This window comes from Emticicia sp. SJ17W-69, from assembly GCF_051209875.1.
Classification (GTDB): Bacteria; Bacteroidota; Bacteroidia; order Cytophagales; family Spirosomataceae; genus Emticicia.
Window position 1 is genome coordinate 4,427,516 of sequence record NZ_JBNTQY010000001.1, and the last position, 17,483, is coordinate 4,444,998.

A 17,483-nucleotide genomic window follows, 5' to 3' on the forward strand; every position below is an offset into this window, starting at 1 on the left:
ATACTTTGAGACGGCTTTTATTGGTATCGTTATTTCAGGACATGACAATCACTCATAAAAAAAGGCTATCTTTTTGAGACAGCCTTTTGATGTATTGTTTCGAAAATTAAGCGTAAATACCTTCTTTTCCAAATTTCTTACAAAGTAGTGCATATACATTAGCACGATATTTACTTTTATTAGAAGTTCCCATTTGTGCCAATACTTCAGCGATTGCTGCGTCAAGTTCTGGGCCATCAGTCAAGCCTAACTTACCAATCAAATAGTTATTTTTGACACGAGCTAATTCATCAGGATCTGAACCAGACACTTTTGAAGAGTCATTGTTGTAGATTGATGGACCAAGGCCTTTAGCTACCGCAGTGATTAATTCTTCACTAAGACCTAAACCAAGTTCGTTTGATTGTGCTACATAAGTTTCTACTGCTTCTGCAAATTTACTCATTTTCTTAGTTATTTTGGGGGTTAATATTATAAACGAATACTATGTAAATATTGAATGAATACTTATCTTTTCCAAATTCTTTATCATTTTTTTAATAAAAAATTGAATAAAATGATAAGTGCAGGATAGCTATTCGTAATTTATTAAAATTAAAATTCATATTAGACATTAATCTTTCTTTTCCTTCCCAAAACTTGCCAAGTTTCATTCACATTTTTATTTTTAACCACATAAGCTTCATCATACAAGTTTACAGTCGGACAAACATGGTACGGCACGCCATATAAAACATCTCCCACTTTCACAGAATCCCATTCTTTTACAGCTAAAACACCATGTTCTTCACTTTGGCTGAGGAGTTCATATCCATCTAAATTCAAAAACCTGATGCGTTTATCAATTAGATTTTCAGCAGCAACGGCTTTATGTCCCATATCAATTGTTACTAAGCCTTTGGTTGGTTTTGAAATCACACGAGTCAATATTAAAGCTGCGTATTCAAATGGTTGTTCTGGTAGTTTATCACCATAGCCCCAATCCCACAAAACACAAGTACCTGGACTACAAAAGGTTGCTTCACGCAAGGCATGAGAAGTAAATGCGGGCGTACCTCCCGCAATAACCATTGGCTTCGGAAAACCTTCACTTTCGATGGCTTCGAGGAAATGCTTTACATCAATAAAACCTGCATCAATTTGATGTTTACGTTCTTCAAAATCAATTGCTCGCAAATGTCCATCATACACATGTAAACCATGAATTTTCAGATTTGGTAAGCTATTAAGTTTTTTATACAATCCTAAAATCTCTTCATTTAAAGGATGTCCCGACCTATCCATTCCATTGTTTACATCTAAAAAAACATCAGAAATAAGGTTATTTTTAGAAAAAGCAGCTTGATGAGCATCCGCATTTTCCGAACAATCAATGAGTGAAGCAAAAAAAACATCGGGATATTTTTGACGAAGACGAATCAAACGTTCGATTTTTGGGCCAACCAATTGGTGAGAAATCAAGATGTATTTTCCACCTGCAATAGCTGTCATTTCCGCTTCAGCTATTGTGGCACATTTGAATTTTGTGATTCCTGCTTCCAACATCATTTTCACGACTTCGGGCATTTTATTGGTTTTCACATGCGTAAATAAACGCTCGGCCGAACCAGCAATGGCAATCATTTTTTCAATATTTTGCTTCACCCTCTCTTGATAAATAAGCAGTGAAGGAGAATCTAATTCTTTTTCGTTGTTAACTTTATACCACATATTTAATGAATGAGTGATTTAGTGAATGTGTGAATATTCTTTGGGATGTAATCCAAGTCTAATTCCTAAACCCTAACTCCTAAAAGCTATTGTTCATAAAATTCTATTGGTAAATCATCTGGGTCGGCAAAGAAGGTGAATTTTTTACCTGTAAATTCATCAATTCTGATAGGCTCAACTTCAATTCCTTTCTGTTCGAGGTTTTGTTTGGCTTCTGCCACATTTTCTACTTCAAATGCCAAATGTCTTAAACCGCAAGACTCTGGTCGAGAAGGCCGAGCGGGTGGATTGGGAAATGAAAACAGTTCGATAACATAGTTTTCTCCAATCGCCAAATCTAATTTGTACGAATCTCTTGCTTCACGATATACTTCTCTAATTACCTGTAAACCAAGTACTTGTGTATAAAAATGCTTAGACTTTTCGTAGTTAGAAGCGATAATAGCGATATGGTGAACTTTATTGATTTTTAACATTTGATTTTGAAAAAAAATGATTTGAGAAGTGATTTTATCAAGTCTCCTTTTACGTTTTTCTGTGGACTGTGGTCGATTGACTGTGGACTTTTTCTAAGCCAACTCAAACATCGCTTCAATCTCTACAGGAATATTTTCAGGAAGTGAGCCAAATCCAACGGCCGAACGCACACCAATGCCATTTTCGGTTCCCCAAACGGCGGCAAATAGTTCACTACAACCATTGATTACATAAGGGTGGCGTTCAAAATCAGATGTACAATTGACCATTCCAAGCACTTTTATTACTCTTTTGATGCGATCAAGGCTACCTAAATTAGCTTTCAAAGTTGATAAGATTGCCAAACCAACTTGTCTGGCAGCCAATTTTCCTGCTTCGATATCCATGTCCTCTCCTATTCTACCGATGATGCGAGAGCCATCCAGTTGTACAGTTCCATGTCCTGAAACATAGATAAAATTATCTACGATTAAGCAAGGTTTATAAACTCCCATTGGCGTTGGTGCGGGAGGTAATTCAAGGTTTAGTTTTGCGAAATTTTCTTCTGCTGTCATACGTTTTAAGGCACTTAGTAACAAAGGCACATTGGCACAGAGTAGTAAGTGCAAATTATAGAATATTGTCAATAATAAATTAAAAATTCTCTAAATCAATTTAGGTCTAAATTTTATATTCCTCTGTTGTTTTACTCTTCTTTGCCTTTTTTACACAAATAAATTCAAAATCAAAACCCCAATCAGGCCAACTACTGAAACGATGGTTTCCATGACTGACCACGTTTTGATGGTATCCTTGATTGAAAGATTAAAATATTCTTTGAAAAGCCAAAAGCCACCATCATTGAGGTGTGAGAACAATAAACTTCCTGCTCCAATTGAAAGCACCATAAGCTCGGGTTTTATACCTACTTGGTTTTGAATTAGTGGAGCTAAAATACCTACTGCTGTCAAGCCTGCCACTGTTGCCGAACCTACACAAAGACGCAAGACAGCGGCAATTGTCCAGCCCAAAATTAATGGATTAATATCCAAACCTTGCAATTGTTGACCAATATAATCGCTTGTTCCGCTATCTTTCAATATTTGTTTTAATGCTCCCGCTCCACCAATAATCAACAAAATACCTGCACTACTTTTGAAAGCTTCTTCCAATTGTTTACTCACTGTTTTTATACTATCACCTTGTCGGATTCCGAGTAAATACATCGCCAATAATAATGAAATTAACATTCCAATATAAGGCTCAGAAACAAGTTTAATTAGCTGACTATCAGGAAAATATTTTTTGGTGAATGAACTAAAAGTCAATAAAAAAACTGGCATCAAAGCTACCAATAAGCTGATGCCTAAAGTAGGTTGTTTTTCTTTTGGAATATCTTTTATTACAAATAAATTACCATCTATTTGAGGTTTATACTTTTTTAAAGTTCTACCAAAAATTGGACCTGCAATGGCAATAGCAGGAATTGATATAATGATACCATAAATCAAAGTTTGGCCTACATCTGCTTTCAATTGTAAAGCTATAGCAGCGGGTGACGGATGTGGTGGTAAAAAACCATGTGCTACCGATAAGGCAGAAAGCATCGGAATACCTACATAAAGTAAGGGCAATTTTGTAGAAGCTGCAATTGTGAAGATAAGTGGTACAACGATGATAAAACCTGCATTATAAAATAATGGAATTCCAATGATAAAACCCGCCAAAGCCAAGCCCCATTGCAAGTACTTTTCACCAAAAACATTAATCAAAGCATCGGTAATCCGTTGAGCAGCACCACTTTCGGCTACCAATTTGCCTAGCATTGCACCAAAACCGATAATCAGAATTAAATCACCAAGTGTGCCACCAATACCCGTTTGAATAGATTTCCCGATTGCAGGAATTTCCATTCCAGTAGCAAATCCCAAAGCAATCGCTATTAAAATAAACGAAATAAAGGTATCAAGTTTGACAAAAGCTACCAGTAGCACAAGTGCTAAAATCGCAAAAAAAGTAAGTAAAATAGGCATTTTTATAGAGGGGTTGAATTTTGATGATGCAAGATAATGATTTTCATCAATTTTTCACTTTCATAATCAGTCAGTGATGAAATTTGAACTTTCACTTCAAAATCAAAGCCTCTATTTTCTTGATTTCATCACTAATCAAATTACGCAAGTCAAAGGGTAACGCTTGCAATGTAATTCCGTTTTCATACTCGAATTTGAGTACTGTTTTAAAGTTTTCGGTGGCTGGATAAATTAAAAAAAGTTGAGTTGAACCATATTTTTTGGCATAAGCATACATTTGATATAAATCAGCTTGCTCAATTCCATAATTTTGGTTCTTTTTTGAGGTATCCAATAATTTCCATTTCATATCAAAGATAAAAATTTCTGCTTCATCTTTTACTACAATATCAGGAATCAAGCGGAACTTCGGAGCATCCAAATGCCTATCTATCAAGTATTTACCTTTGTCTTGTAATTTGACTTCGTAATTTTGGGAGAAATATTTTTTAAAAGATTTTCCAATATAGTTTTCAAATAAAATCTCCATCGGAAATAGTAAAGCTAACTGCAATGTTTTTCCTGAAAAAGGAGAAAAAGTTTGATGATTCAAGAAAATTTTTGACCACGTTAAGATAATCTCGTAAGGGTCAAAAACACGGTTTTTAGCCTCACTTTTTACTAAATCTTGTTGAATATTTTTTGAAATATCTACTTCGTCAAAAACTGTTAAATTCTTTAGGATTCGTTGTTGAGTTTTATTCGTAAAATGCTGATTATAAAGTAATTGAAGGCAGGTTTTTAAAACTCTATTTTGTGGAATATCTTCTAAAAACTCATCGTAAATCACAAAAAAACGTTCTCGCTTGATATAATTTTGACGAATATTTTCGGTTATTAAAATCTTACCTTTTACAAAAGTTTGGTTGGCTGATTTACTTTCATAGTTTTTTCCTAAACCTTGTGATAATAGTTTTTCCAATTCGTCTAAAAACACATTGACAAAAATCTCTAAAATTGGTAAATGACAATTTTCAAGGTGTGCTTTTGATAAAGATTGATAAGGTGAGTTGGGCAATACTCGAAGCATATTGAGCAATAATCTGCGGGCTTCTTTAGTAGCATTTGTTGAAGATTTGGGTAAAATCTCAATCTGTGAACCGTCGGCGGTTTGGATTAAACCAACGTAGTTTTTTACTTTTATTTGTTCTTTTCCTTTTTGCGTTAAATAACTTAAAATCAAATCATTAGCTCCAGAAAAAGCCAATGATTTAAGATAAGAAAAGGTATTATCTGAAACAAAAATCTCTAAAAATGAATCTTCTGGCAAGTCGAAATCACTCGCTTTTTTGATCGTTCCATATTCAGAGATTGTTTGGGGCATTTTATGTTATTTTAACATCTTCGTAATACTAACGACGGCAAGGTTTAAAACCTTGCCGTCGTTTAAGTTTGCCGAAGTTTTTTATTTACTTAGTCACTTTAATTACCCCTTGCATCAAGGTATAATGTCCAGGATAGGTACAAACAAACGTATAGTCTCCAGGTGTGCTTGGTGCTATAAAATAGATGGTTTCTTGACTTTCAGGTTGCATCAGTCCTGTATGAAAAAGTACTTCATCTAAGGCCGGAACATACGCTTTTTCTGCCCCATCTAAGCCCATACCGATTGCCGCTTGCCCTACTTTATCAACTGCTTTTGGTTTTACGATAACCAAATTATGTAACATATCGTCATTATTATTGAATACTAAACGAATTTTGCTACCTGCTTTCACTTGAAATTTTGCTACATCAAACTTCAAACCTGGCTTTGTACCTATCATGAGTGTTTGGTCAGATTTTCCATTCCAATCGGCTGGCATTTCATTGACTCTTTTGGCAGATACTACATTCCCCACCTTTGTTGGCATTGCTGACATATCATGAGCATGTTCTTCTTTTTTCTCAACAACCGCATATTTCACAACATCCATTTTGGGTGCTTCTGAATTGATATTATTCAAAGTATAATAACCAAAAGCATGCAAAAGTGAACGTTTCTCTGTATTTTGAACACCTTCTAAGCGTAATTCATGAATGTATCCTAAACGCAAAGAATCAATTGCCAGACGCACAGACATACCATCTTCTGCCACTTGTATTGCCTTGATTTTCAATGCTTTAGTATTAATAATTGGGCTTCCATAATTATGATGATATTGGTAAGTAAAACTATTGATTTTATAAGAATCAAGGTCATTTGCAGTTTCTTTATTAACAGGCTGTGTGAATTCAATCAAAAAACCATCTGGCATTGATTTCACTGTTTTCATTTCAAAAGGTGTTTTTCCAGTCCATTCCAAACGCTGTAAACCAAACTCATCTTTGCCCGTTGAAGACCAACCACGGCTTGTCATACCCACAAACATCGAGGCATCTAGTCCCCAACGCATACGCAAAATTCCTGATTGAAAACCTTCACGAAAAGGAAAACATATACCTTGGTATTTGCCATTAATTTTTTCAAGAAAAACACGCATAATTTTGCTATGTCCTTGGTCACCAACAAATAATTGACCTTCAAATGGTCCAAATTTTCCACCAAAAGTATCTTCAATAATATCGGCTGTCGAAATTCCCATTAAAGTGTGTGGAAACCAAACCGCAGGCACTTTGATACTTGGCACTCGTTTGGCAACTTCATAAAGTGGCTCATGGGTATCTGGAATATCACTTATTTTGGTAGTGAGAGGCGAGCCTTCTTCTGAAGTCCATCTTAAACCTGATGGATTTCCTGCAAAATCACCTTTTTCAAGATGCGTCATACGCCCCGAACCAACCCAATCTCCTTGATTTTCAGTATAAAAAATATCGCCATTTTTTAATGCTCCCATTCCTGCTGGTGAACGCAAACCCGTTGCCCACGGAGTCATTTTACCTTCTGGTGAAATTTTCAACATCCAACCACGCCATTTCGATAAACTTACCCCCTTCCCTTCCCAACCGAGGTTCAAGGTGAAAATCATATCATTATCAGGTAATTGCACTGGGCCATAAGTATATTCGTGGTAATTACCTGCCAACGGAAATTTATAAAAAGCCTGATATTCATCAGCCACTTCATCTCCATTCGTATCTTTCAAAATTGTCACTTCTCCACGTTGTGTTGCCCAAAGATTGCCCTTGATATAAGCCAATCCCAAAGATTCATGTAAACCAGAAGCAAAACGCTTATAAGTAGGAGCAGTACCGTTTTTCATATAAGGATTTGACACAATCCACACATCGCCACGACGAGTAGATACGCCTAAACGGCCATCGGGCATAACTGCTAAACCGCCTACTTCAAGTTTCAGATCCTCGGGAATAGGTAGTGTAACGATGCGATAAAAATCATCTTCGGTTGCAGGTTTTTGGGCAAAGGTTGTGAATGGTAGCCCAGCCGAAAAACTTAATATTGTTAATAGAATGAATATTTTTTTCATTGTTAATTTTAGTTGAATAATTTTATTAAACCATAGATAGGTTGATAGAAAATTTAGGTTTTCAGAAAAACGATGAATGAATTCTTGAAAGAAAAAATCAATTAATTCATCCCTCTACCACTCAACCGAGTAGCTAACTGTTCCTGCAAGTGGCATAATTATCTCCTGTCCAATTTTTGTATTTCTAATAATAGGTTTTGCTTTAGCATCTACAATAATATATTGATTATCAATCAAATAACGCCCTTTATCAATCATCGAAATGCTTTTACCTTCGGCTAATTTACAGTAAAGATTATCACCACCATTGGCGGAAATAGTTGCAGATATACCACCATTATTCGGAATAACTTTCTGCGTAATTTCAGCTCCACTGTATTGATATTTATACGTAGGAAAACCTTGACCGTCAATCGAATAGCCCTTAAAAACCAATGTTTTATACTCATCCAAAGAATCGGGCATTGCTACATTAAGGTCAGAAAGAACAGCTACCGAAGGTTTTCCTGAAAACTTAGTTTGTACGCCTTCTGGTTGTAAAATTTGTGGTTCTCCTCGCTCATGCCACATCTCAGTCGCATCAGCAAAATTGCCTCTCCAAGCATAAAGTAAAGCCCCTTGGTTTAAATCGAACGAATAATGTACACCAACTGGACTTCCTACCGAAATCACATGTGTACGCTTTTTACCATCAAACATAATGAAAGAACGAACCAATTCGACATCACTTTTGGGTTTTATCGAAATCTCACCAACAGCTTGAGGAGTTGGCAAAGAATTTTCAGCGTGCAAAGCATAAGGTCTAATTTCTGGGCCTGCGGCAAAAAGTCCCAATTCAGGTCTCCACCAAACTTTGATATAATTGATTTCTATCGAATGTTTACCTTTTTTTAAGTCTAAATAAGTGATGCGTGGTTTGCGGTATTGTTCACCTTCATTCGATAGAAGCTCTTTTCCATCAACACTCAATGCCATTTTTCCTGCATAATCAGCTATTAATGAATAACTTCCATCTTTTTCTACATCAAGATTTCCTTTGAAAACTAATAAAAAACGACTTAATCCAACCCCATAGTTTTTACTTAATTCGGTAGCTGGGCCTGACTCATTAGGTTTGTCTTTCTTTTTGGCAAACTGTTTATCCCAATCAAATGTTTCGTAAAGTTCATAACTCAAACCACTCAATTTCAAGGGTGTTTCTTTATTATATTTCAAATATTCCACATTTCTAATAGCTACTGAGCCTATTTTATTTTCAAAAACAATTGGGCCTTCATTTTTTCCTTCATTCGGGAAAACGTACCCTTGATGTATCAAAACATCATTCAATACAACTTTTTCAAGCGTAAGGGCATTACCAAAAGAAGCCTCCGAAAAAGTCAATTCTAAGGTTTGCCATAATCCAGCAGCTCTGCTTGCATTTTGATTTGGCAATTTCAGTCCTCCATCTTTTGTTTGAATTGCTCCGCTATTAAGCAAGATGGCATGTTTGCCTTGCACATAAAAAACTGCTTCGCTGCCATTTCCCAACATAAACTCAAACTTGAGTTTCGCATCAGCCGTAGAAAGTTTAGAAGTTATTTTACCTGGGGTATTTGAAAACAAAAGTTTGTTTCCCGCTGTAAAGCTTGGCTTCTTTTTGAAAGGATTATCAACATTATCGACTTGTTTCCAATTGCCTAATTCCCAATTATCAAGGGGCAATTTATTCATCGGAAAGTCTTGGGCAAACGATTGTAAAGACAAGCCAAAGGCGAGTAGAATTGTTAAAAAACGTAAATACATGGTTGAATATGTTTGAATTTATACAAAATTACATGATTAAGTGTATTTTTTACAATTAATCGCATAAAACTTTTTTTAACAGAACGAAAACTGTTTTGTAAATTTGTGGAAAAATATTGGCTTTTAGCAATTAGCTATTAGCTTTATTTTAGTAAAATATTTGTTTTCAAAAATTGGAACACTTTAGGAAAACAAAAAAACTTAAAAAATTTCAAGCTAAAAGCTAATAGCCTAATTGCTAATAGCTATAATAAACCAAAGAATTTAATGTCGAAACCAACACTTCTTATTTTAGCCGCAGGAATGGGTAGCCGCTACGGAGGCATCAAGCAATTAGATAAATTCGGGCCAAACGGCGAAACAATCATTGATTACTCACTGCACGATGCCATTAAAGCTGGTTTCGGCAAGGTTGTTTTTATTATTCGTGAAGAATTAAAAGCTGATTTTCAAGAAATATTTGGGCCAAAATTAGATGGCAAGATTGAATATGATTTTGCGATTCAAGATATTCAAAGTTATGTTCCTGATGAATTAGGTAAAGTTGAAAGAGTTAAGCCTTGGGGAACAGGTCATGCCGTACTTTGTGCTTGGGAGCAAACAAGTACTCCTTTTGCTGTTATCAATGCTGATGATTTTTATGGCTTTGAGGGCTTCAAAATTATGGCCGATTTCTTGACAAATAATACTGATGAAACTTGCCAAGCAATGGTGGGTTATCAAATCAAAAATACATTATCAGAAAATGGGTCTGTTTCAAGAGGTGTTTGTGAATTGGATGAAAATGGCTATTTGAAAGTAGTGACAGAACGCACAAAAATATATCGAAAAGAAAGCGGAGAAATTGTTTTTGAAGAGGGTGATGTTTTAACAAAATTAGAAGAAAATACGCCAGTTTCGATGAACTTTTGGGGATTTATGCCTAATGTTTTTCCAGTTATCAACGAAATGTTTAAAGAATATTCGACTAAAAACCTTCATTCACCCAAAGCTGAATTTTATATTCCCAATGTGATGACTTACCTAATTCAACACAATTTGGGCAAATGTAAGGTATTTTCTAATGAATCAGAATGGTTTGGTGTAACTTACCCAGAAGACAAACCAACTGTCATGGAGGCTTTGCAGAAATTATCTAATGCCTACTAATTTATAGTAATTCTCCGAATTGCTCGCTAACAATTCGGAGAATTGCTTTACACACAAACTAAGCGATGAAACCAATCAAGTATTATATTTTAGATGTTTTTGCCAATAATAAATATCAGGGCAATCAATTAGCTGTTTTTGTAGATTTTGATAACCAAATATCTGATAGCGAAATGCAGCAAATTGCCCGAGAAATCAACTTTGCCGAAACAACATTTATCAAAGCAAATGAAGGAAATGAACGATTTGTGGTGAGAATTTTTACACCCGAACACGAAGTTCCATTTGCTGGACATCCTTCGATCGGTACAAGTTATATTATTGCTAAATTTATATTACCCGAAATTAAGCAAAAACTAACTTTAGCCTTGGCTCATTGCGATATTGAAATGACGATTGAGCAACCTGATTCGATTGACGAAAGTGTTTTCAATATGCGTCAAGCTCAACCCGAATTTCGAGAAATTTTTACGCATGAAGAAGTTGCTGATGAACTGGGAATTAGTTTAGGAAATTTAGACATTTCACTTCCAATTCAAGAAATTAGTACGGGCTTACCCTATATCCTAATTCCTCTAAATAGTTTAAAGGCTATAGAGAACCTTAAATTTCAATATTCAACAATTCAGTATTTTTTAGAAAAAAGATTTAAATATAAAACAAATAGTAGCACAGGACATTCAACTTCATTCTTCTTTTTTACTAAAGAAACCTATGAAGCCACAAGCAATTACAACACACGGATGCTTCTACTGGAAAATAACAGGCTTTCTGAAGATGCTGCAACTGGGAGTGCCAATGGTTGTTTTTTGGCTTATTTATTAAAATATATCAATCCAAAAATCACTGCAACAATAGAGCAGGGCTTCCAAATCAATAGAAAATCGTATATTTATTTGGATGGCGTAAGAGAAAATGAAACATATCAGATAAATGTTGGCGGCAGAAGTAAATTGATTTCGGAAGGAACTTGGTATATTTAAACAATCAAGAGTTTTGAATGACGAATGATTGAAGAATTAGTAATTCCCTAATTATAAACGAATTATATCATAAATTTCCCTAAGTTCTTATCGACAATTACAAATAATAAGATCTTGAATAATACAAACATCACATACCGAAAAGCAACCATTCATGACATTGATGAATTGGTGCGGTTGCGAATTGACTTTTTAAAAGAAGTTCAGCAAGTTGAAACACGACAATACAGCGAAGAAGAATTAAGCCTTTCTCTTCATGAATATTTGTCTAAAAGTATGAATAACGATGAGTTTGTAGCGTGGTTAGCCATTTCAGATAATGTGATTGTTGCCACGAGTGGACTTTGTTTTTTTCAAATTACCCCAGGTTTTACACTTATTGATGGTAAAATTGCTTACATCTTAAATATTTATACTGTTCCTACATGGCGAGGAAAAGGAGTAGCTAAGCAAGTTTTTAGTCATATTCTACAAGAAGCAGTCAGTCGTGGTTACAAACGCATATCGCTTCATGCTACCGACGAAGGAAGGCCAATATATGAGAAATTTGGCTTTCGTTTAACTAACGATGAAATGGAATTGAGGCTTATTTAGTTTTTTATAAATTAAAATTTGCTCTCCATACATTTGGTCGTGAATTAAGCGTTGTTGAAACCTCCATTATTTCCAAATATTGATTTGAATCATAAGTTGTACTTAGATTGCTTTTTTTGAGAAAAATTCTCGCATATTCTTCTTTTTCTTTTTGGGCAACTAAAGCATTAATTTCATTTAATACTTCTTCTATCGAATTTAGGGTCGTTTTTGTAGATGTTTTCATTTTTACTTAATGGTCAGTTTATTAGAAAAGTGTAGTCTCTCAATTTTAAAAAGTTTAGCCTTTAACAAATTTTATGCCATTCATTTCAAAAATAAATAATGATACCGATTAATCATTATTTATTTATTCTGCCGAAATCTACCTTTTTTTTGAATGAATTACATAATCAATTTTTCAAAAAACATAAAAAATTATTGAATGGTATCATATGCTTTTTCTGATATTCGAGCTTAATTTTTGCAAAAAAAACTGTTAAAAAAAACAACTATAATTAACAGTAAGCTTCATATCAACTATTTGGCCAAATTGCTATTTGGTACGATTATTTCACGCTAAAAAGTGGGACATCGTAATGGTCACTCCAACCCCTCCGATAATATACCTCTGCTTTCCTAATAACAAGTAAAGGGTTTATTATTGGGGGGTGTTGGAAGTGATTTAATTATTGTGGTTAGCGTTTATTTTTCAATCTGATATTACAAGTACTCTACTATTTGTTTTTTACTCTCTTATAATCAACAAACAATTTTCTTATAGTAGTAATCAATGCGGATTAAAATTGGGACACCGCATGTTTATAGTCACTCAATAGAAAATGTTAAAAATATTCACTCAATAGCAATTTGTCAGTAAATATGGGGTTATTTTTAGCCCCATATTTCTTTTTTTTAGTGAATAGGTTTTTTTTGTGTTTCACTCAATTTAGCAATTTTTCATTCTACTGTATCGCTTTTTGTATCAAAAAGATTTTCTTAATTTAATCCTAATTCTACAGCGATGTAATGTGTTTCTATATGTTTAAATTTAAGTAGTTTGACGAGTTATTGTTATACAATTAATTTGTTTTGTTCTACGTTTGATGAAGTAAATCTCATCAAAAAATATCTTCTCTAATATCATTTTCGATAAACTGTAAAAATCACAACCTTTTTGGAATAAAATAATCGGTAAGTGAGAATCAAATCCTAAAATTTATACCCCAACTCTCATCCTACAACAGTCATAAATTAAACTTTCTTAAGAATTCAATTTTTTTTGTTTCAATCAAAATATCGCTTAACTTAGCCCCATTAACATTCAATCTAATACCTTATGGAGTCCATTTCACAATTTTTGGGCAATATTGCCTGGTGGGGCTATTTGCTTATTATTCTCATAGTGATTGCCATTCGTGATATTTTCCAAAAATCACATACTGTTCAACATAATTTCCCAATCGTAGGTCATTTACGTTATTTTCTTGAAAGTGTCGGCCCAGAATTTCGACAATATATTGTAGCAAATAACCGTGAAGAGTTACCCTTCAATCGTCGTCAACGTTCATGGATTTATGCGTCCTCCAAGAAAGAGAACAATTTTCAAGGTTTTGGTACTGATCAAGATATTAACAGTGCAGGTTATAATTTTATTAAACCTGCTATGCTACCATTTAAGTTACCAAAAGACCATCCAAACATCGCAAATCCATACATCTGCCCTTCGGCAAAAGTCATTGGTGAATATCACAAACGCAAGCACCCTTATTTACCCAAATCAGTTGTCAATATTTCGGGGATGAGTTTTGGTTCATTATCAGCAACTGCCATTGATTCGATGAATAAAGGTGCTACCAAATTTGGTTGCTATCATAATACAGGAGAAGGTGGGCTTTCAAATTATCATAAAAACGGCTCAGATGTTGTGCTAAATATCGGAACTGCCTATTTTGGAATTAGAGATGATGATGGCAATTTTGTTTTAGAAAAGTTGGTTAAACTTTGTCAAGAAAATCCTTGTATAAAAATGATAGAGTTGAAACTTTCACAAGGAGCAAAGCCTGGCAAAGGAGGTGTTTTACCTGCATCAAAACTGACTCAAGAATTAGCCGATATTCGCCATGTCCCAATGGGAAAAGATGTGATTTCGCCAGCTTATCACAGTGCGTTTTCTAATATCAAAGAAATGGTTGATTTTATAGAATTAATGGCAAAGGCGACAGGCTTACCAGTAGGAATAAAATCAGCAGTCGGGAAATTAGAAATGTGGGACGAATTAGCTGATTTGATGAAAAAGACAGGAAAAGGCCCTGATTTTATAACAATTGATGGTGGTGAAGGTGGCACAGGAGCAGCTCCACCAAGTTTTGCCGACCATGTTTCTCTGCCATTTGTTTATGCTTTTTCTTCTATTTACCGAATTTTTCAAAAGCGAGAACTAAATGATAAAATCACTTTCATTGGTTCAGGAAAATTAGGTTTACCTGATACTGCTATTATGGCTTTTTCGATGGGCGTTGATGTGATCAATGTTGGTAGAGAGTCAATGATGTCTATTGGTTGTATTCAAGCACAGGTTTGTCATACTAACCGTTGTCCGAGTGGTGTGGCTACTCAAAACAAATGGCTACAAGGAGGCATCGACCCAGCCTTGAAAAGCGAACGTTTTTATAATTATGTAAAAACCTTGACAAAAGAAATTCTTGATATTTGTCATGCTTGTGGTTACGAACACCCAAGTCAATTTATGATGGATGATGTAGATGTAGCTATGGGTGACAATAACCGAACACAGTCTCTCCGAACAACCTATCAATACCAAAAAACACCTGTAAAATTTGGAGGTTTGAAACAATTATTGGAAAGCCCCTATCTGGGAGGAAAAGCTAATTGAGTGAAAAGTGTAGAGTGAAAAGTTCAGGGTTAATTTTACTCTACACTTTTCACCCTACACTACACTAAACCCAATCAATTCCTTTCTTCAATAAACTCAAAGTTCGTTCTTCGGGGCTATTGGCTTGGGGTTTGTAATCATATACCCAATTGGCAACAGGAGGAAGACTCATCAAGATTGACTCGGTGCGACCGTTGGTTTCTAAGCCAAACTTTGTACCTCTGTCCCAAGCTAAATTAAACTCTACATATCTTCCACGTCGAAGCATTTGCCAAGTTTTTTCCTCTTCTCCATAAGAAATCTGAGCATTTTTTGCCATCAAATGTGTATAAATTGGAGCAAATGACTCTCCTACTGACTTTACAAAATCAAATGTGCGTTCTTTTTCTATCGCATCTTGTGGTTTTAAATAATCAAAGAAAATTCCCCCTACCCCACGTGTTTCTTGGCGATGAGGAATATAAAAATAATTATCTGCCCACTCTTTGTATTTGGCATAAAAATCAGTTCCGTGTTTATCACAAGCATCCTTTAATTGCTGATGAAACCAACGAGCATCCTCATCAACTACATAATGGGGCGTTAAGTCAATGCCGCCTCCAAACCAAGAAATACCATTTGACATTTCAAAATAACGAACATTCATGTGAATAATCGGCACCATCGGACTGATAGGATGCTGGACAATACTCACACCAGTCGCAAAATAGTCTGCTTTTTCAGTCAATGTAAGTTGTTTTTGAAGGGCATCTGAGGTTTCGCCCGTTACAACTGAGAAATTCACACCACCTTTTTCAATGATATTTCCGTTGGTTATGACACGAGTTCGGCCACCGCCGCCGCTATGATGTTGCCAATTATCTTCTTGAAATTTGGCTTTTCCATCGGTGAATTCTAAGGCTTGACAAATATTATCTTGAAGCGTTTTGAAGTATTCGGCAATATTTTCTTTGGATAACATAAGATTCTTTTCAAATTTTGCATCAAAGTTAGACTAAGATTGAACAATTTTGCAAGATTATTGTAATTACGAGTTACAAATGACGAATGACGAATTCTCAAAGAACTAATTATCAGCACTTTAGCTAAACTTTAGTTACTTTTTTTGTAGAATATCATTCGCAAATTGCTATTTGTAAATCGTCATTCATAAAATCGTCATTCGTAAATCGTTATTCGTAAATAATAAATCATAAATCGCCTCATGTTTTCTTTAAATAAAGTCATTCGTCCACACATTCTTTCGCTTACACCTTATGCTTCTGCTCGTGACGAGTATTCAGGCAAAGAAGGTACGTTTTTAGATGCCAATGAAAATTCTTTCGGCTCGGTTATTTCAGGTAATTATAACCGTTATCCCGACCCTTATCAATGGGTTGTCAAAGAAAAATTAGGTATAATCAAAGGTGTTGATGCCAAGCAAATTTTCTTAGGAAATGGCTCAGATGAAGCCATTGACTTAGTTATTCGTGCCACTTGTGAACCTCAGCAAGACAATATCCTGATTTTACCTCCAACTTATGGTATGTATAAAGTATGTGCCGATGTTCAGAATGTTTTGGTAAAACAAGTGCCACTTACGCCCGACTTTCAAGTAGATACGAAAAAAGTGTTAGAAACGGCTGATGAACATACAAAAATTATTTGGATTTGTTCGCCAAATAATCCTTCGGGCAATATCATTGAGCGAAGTTCGATTCTACATATTTTAGATAATTTCAAGACGGGTTTAGTAGTTGTTGATGAAGCATACATTGATTTTGCTACGGAAGAATCTTTTACAAAAATGCTTGATAAATACCCAAATTTAGTGGTTTTACAGACTTTTTCAAAGGCTTGGGGTTTGGCGGCTTTGCGTTTAGGGATGGCTTTTGCTTCGGAAGATTTTATTAAGATTTTGAACAAAATTAAGTATCCATATAATTTGAATGGTGTAACACAAAAATTACTTTTTGAAGCTTTAGGAAAAGAAGACAAAAAGAATAAATATGTCAAACAAATTTTGAAAGAACGCCAGCATTTACAAAAAGAATTAGCGAAACTGAGCATTGTAAAACATATTTTCCCTTCCGATTCTAATCAATTATTGGTAAGATTTAGTGATGCAAATGCCATTTTTCATTATTTAATTGGACAAAAAATAATTACCCGCAATCGCTCAAATGTCATTTTATGTGAAGATTGTATTCGTATTTCAGTTGGTACTAAAAAAGAAAATGAAATTTTAATTGAGGCCTTGAAAAAGTATTAAATCTTATGAAAAATAAAACATCATTCTAATGATGCTTAAAAGTATTCTCAATCTTAACTTTTTAGTTATTATGAGAATACTTTATTCATTTCAAATTATAGCTTCTCCCCTTTAGAAGAGTTTAATACCTAAGTAATCGTCTCTTTCCATTACGATGATTGATTTTCTTTAGTCACTAAAGTAGGTTTCAATTCAAAAATT

Annotated in this window: 15 protein-coding genes; 5 read left to right on the forward strand and 10 right to left on the reverse strand. The window is 34.7% G+C overall.

Translation table 11 applies throughout. The annotated features are described in order from the left end of the window. Nucleotides 1–106: 106 nt before the first annotated feature. The 8 genes from ACQUQZ_RS18015 to ACQUQZ_RS18050 form a co-directional block, all read right to left on the reverse strand. Nucleotides 107–445 carry a DUF2853 family protein gene (locus tag ACQUQZ_RS18015; RefSeq protein ID WP_435356475.1) on the reverse strand — a complete coding sequence of 113 codons (339 nt, stop codon included), beginning with the start codon at nt 443–445 and terminating at the stop codon, nt 107–109. A 161-nt stretch (nt 446–606) separates the two neighbouring features. Further along, a complete protein-coding gene (locus tag ACQUQZ_RS18020) occupies nt 607–1,710 on the reverse strand; it encodes a D-TA family PLP-dependent enzyme (protein ID WP_435356476.1) in 1,104 nt (367 codons plus the stop codon). 86 nt (nt 1,711–1,796) lie between these two features. Further along, entirely contained in the window at nt 1,797–2,186 is a 390-nt protein-coding gene (gloA2, locus tag ACQUQZ_RS18025) for an SMU1112c/YaeR family gloxylase I-like metalloprotein (protein ID WP_435356477.1), read from the reverse strand. 93 nt (nt 2,187–2,279) lie between these two features. After that, nucleotides 2,280–2,741: a RidA family protein gene (locus ACQUQZ_RS18030; protein ID WP_435356478.1), complete on the reverse strand. Its 462-nt coding sequence runs from the start codon at nt 2,739–2,741 to the stop codon at nt 2,280–2,282. A 150-nt stretch (nt 2,742–2,891) separates the two neighbouring features. Continuing rightward, on the reverse strand, nt 2,892–4,199 hold the full coding sequence (locus ACQUQZ_RS18035) for a gluconate:H+ symporter (RefSeq protein WP_435356479.1): 1,308 nt from the start codon (nt 4,197–4,199) through the stop codon (nt 2,892–2,894). Between the two features lie 91 nt (nt 4,200–4,290). Continuing rightward, nucleotides 4,291–5,562, reverse strand: a complete 1,272-nt coding sequence (locus ACQUQZ_RS18040) for an McrC family protein (RefSeq protein WP_435356480.1) — start codon at nt 5,560–5,562, stop codon at nt 4,291–4,293. 85 nt (nt 5,563–5,647) lie between these two features. Continuing rightward, entirely contained in the window at nt 5,648–7,645 is a 1,998-nt protein-coding gene (locus tag ACQUQZ_RS18045; protein ID WP_435356481.1) for a plastocyanin/azurin family copper-binding protein, read from the reverse strand. A gap of 114 nt (nt 7,646–7,759) precedes the next feature. Then, entirely contained in the window at nt 7,760–9,430 is a 1,671-nt protein-coding gene (locus ACQUQZ_RS18050; protein WP_435356482.1) for a PA14 domain-containing protein, read from the reverse strand. A gap of 267 nt (nt 9,431–9,697) precedes the next feature. Between ACQUQZ_RS18050 and ACQUQZ_RS18055 the strand changes: the two genes are divergently transcribed. The 3 genes from ACQUQZ_RS18055 to ACQUQZ_RS18065 all read left to right on the forward strand — a co-directional run bounded on the left by ACQUQZ_RS18055 (nt 9,698) and on the right by ACQUQZ_RS18065 (nt 12,156). Beyond that, nucleotides 9,698–10,579 carry a sugar phosphate nucleotidyltransferase gene (locus ACQUQZ_RS18055; RefSeq protein WP_435356483.1) on the forward strand — a complete coding sequence of 294 codons (882 nt, stop codon included), beginning with the start codon at nt 9,698–9,700 and terminating at the stop codon, nt 10,577–10,579. Nucleotides 10,580–10,644: 65 nt separating this feature from the next. After that, nucleotides 10,645–11,562 (forward strand): PhzF family phenazine biosynthesis protein, encoded by a 918-nt coding sequence (locus tag ACQUQZ_RS18060; protein WP_435356484.1) that lies wholly within the window; start codon nt 10,645–10,647, stop codon nt 11,560–11,562. Nucleotides 11,563–11,676: 114 nt separating this feature from the next. Then, complete coding sequence (locus ACQUQZ_RS18065) at nt 11,677–12,156, forward strand: GNAT family N-acetyltransferase (protein ID WP_435356485.1); 480 nt, start codon at nt 11,677–11,679, stop codon at nt 12,154–12,156. Nucleotides 12,157–12,160: 4 nt separating this feature from the next. Here ACQUQZ_RS18065 and ACQUQZ_RS18070 read toward each other — a convergent pair whose 3' ends face one another. After that, nucleotides 12,161–12,382 carry a hypothetical protein gene (locus ACQUQZ_RS18070; protein WP_435356486.1) on the reverse strand — a complete coding sequence of 74 codons (222 nt, stop codon included), beginning with the start codon at nt 12,380–12,382 and terminating at the stop codon, nt 12,161–12,163. Nucleotides 12,383–13,474: 1,092 nt separating this feature from the next. Between ACQUQZ_RS18070 and ACQUQZ_RS18075 the strand changes: the two genes are divergently transcribed. Next, nucleotides 13,475–15,031: an FMN-binding glutamate synthase family protein gene (locus ACQUQZ_RS18075; RefSeq protein WP_435356487.1), complete on the forward strand. Its 1,557-nt coding sequence runs from the start codon at nt 13,475–13,477 to the stop codon at nt 15,029–15,031. Between the two features lie 64 nt (nt 15,032–15,095). Here ACQUQZ_RS18075 and hemF read toward each other — a convergent pair whose 3' ends face one another. Beyond that, the gene (gene hemF / locus ACQUQZ_RS18080; RefSeq protein ID WP_435356488.1) at nt 15,096–15,992 is read right to left on the reverse strand and encodes an oxygen-dependent coproporphyrinogen oxidase; all 897 of its coding nucleotides are present in this window, start codon (nt 15,990–15,992) and stop codon (nt 15,096–15,098) included. 243 nt (nt 15,993–16,235) lie between these two features. On the opposite strand from hemF, the gene hisC reads away from it, so the two are divergent. Further along, entirely contained in the window at nt 16,236–17,282 is a 1,047-nt protein-coding gene (gene hisC / locus ACQUQZ_RS18085; RefSeq protein ID WP_435356489.1) for a histidinol-phosphate transaminase, read from the forward strand. Nucleotides 17,283–17,483: the final 201 nt, after the last annotated feature.

What these genes read in the sequence shown, in the direction of transcription:
- ACQUQZ_RS18020 (WP_435356476.1), bottom strand. Translation starts at nt 1,710, where the DNA reads ATGTGGTATAAAGTTAACAACGAAAAAGAATTAGATTCTCCTTCACTG.
- ACQUQZ_RS18055 (WP_435356483.1), top strand. Translation starts at nt 9,698, where the DNA reads ATGTCGAAACCAACACTTCTTATTTTAGCCGCAGGAATGGGTAGCCGC.
- gloA2 (WP_435356477.1), bottom strand. Translation starts at nt 2,186, where the DNA reads ATGTTAAAAATCAATAAAGTTCACCATATCGCTATTATCGCTTCTAAC.
- ACQUQZ_RS18015 (WP_435356475.1), bottom strand. Translation starts at nt 445, where the DNA reads ATGAGTAAATTTGCAGAAGCAGTAGAAACTTATGTAGCACAATCAAAC.
- ACQUQZ_RS18045 (WP_435356481.1), bottom strand. Translation starts at nt 7,645, where the DNA reads ATGAAAAAAATATTCATTCTATTAACAATATTAAGTTTTTCGGCTGGG.
- ACQUQZ_RS18070 (WP_435356486.1), bottom strand. Translation starts at nt 12,382, where the DNA reads ATGAAAACATCTACAAAAACGACCCTAAATTCGATAGAAGAAGTATTA.
- hisC (WP_435356489.1), top strand. Translation starts at nt 16,236, where the DNA reads ATGTTTTCTTTAAATAAAGTCATTCGTCCACACATTCTTTCGCTTACA.
- ACQUQZ_RS18035 (WP_435356479.1), bottom strand. Translation starts at nt 4,199, where the DNA reads ATGCCTATTTTACTTACTTTTTTTGCGATTTTAGCACTTGTGCTACTG.
- ACQUQZ_RS18060 (WP_435356484.1), top strand. Translation starts at nt 10,645, where the DNA reads ATGAAACCAATCAAGTATTATATTTTAGATGTTTTTGCCAATAATAAA.
- ACQUQZ_RS18040 (WP_435356480.1), bottom strand. Translation starts at nt 5,562, where the DNA reads ATGCCCCAAACAATCTCTGAATATGGAACGATCAAAAAAGCGAGTGAT.
- ACQUQZ_RS18075 (WP_435356487.1), top strand. Translation starts at nt 13,475, where the DNA reads ATGGAGTCCATTTCACAATTTTTGGGCAATATTGCCTGGTGGGGCTAT.
- hemF (WP_435356488.1), bottom strand. Translation starts at nt 15,992, where the DNA reads ATGTTATCCAAAGAAAATATTGCCGAATACTTCAAAACGCTTCAAGAT.
- ACQUQZ_RS18050 (WP_435356482.1), bottom strand. Translation starts at nt 9,430, where the DNA reads ATGTATTTACGTTTTTTAACAATTCTACTCGCCTTTGGCTTGTCTTTA.
- ACQUQZ_RS18030 (WP_435356478.1), bottom strand. Translation starts at nt 2,741, where the DNA reads ATGACAGCAGAAGAAAATTTCGCAAAACTAAACCTTGAATTACCTCCC.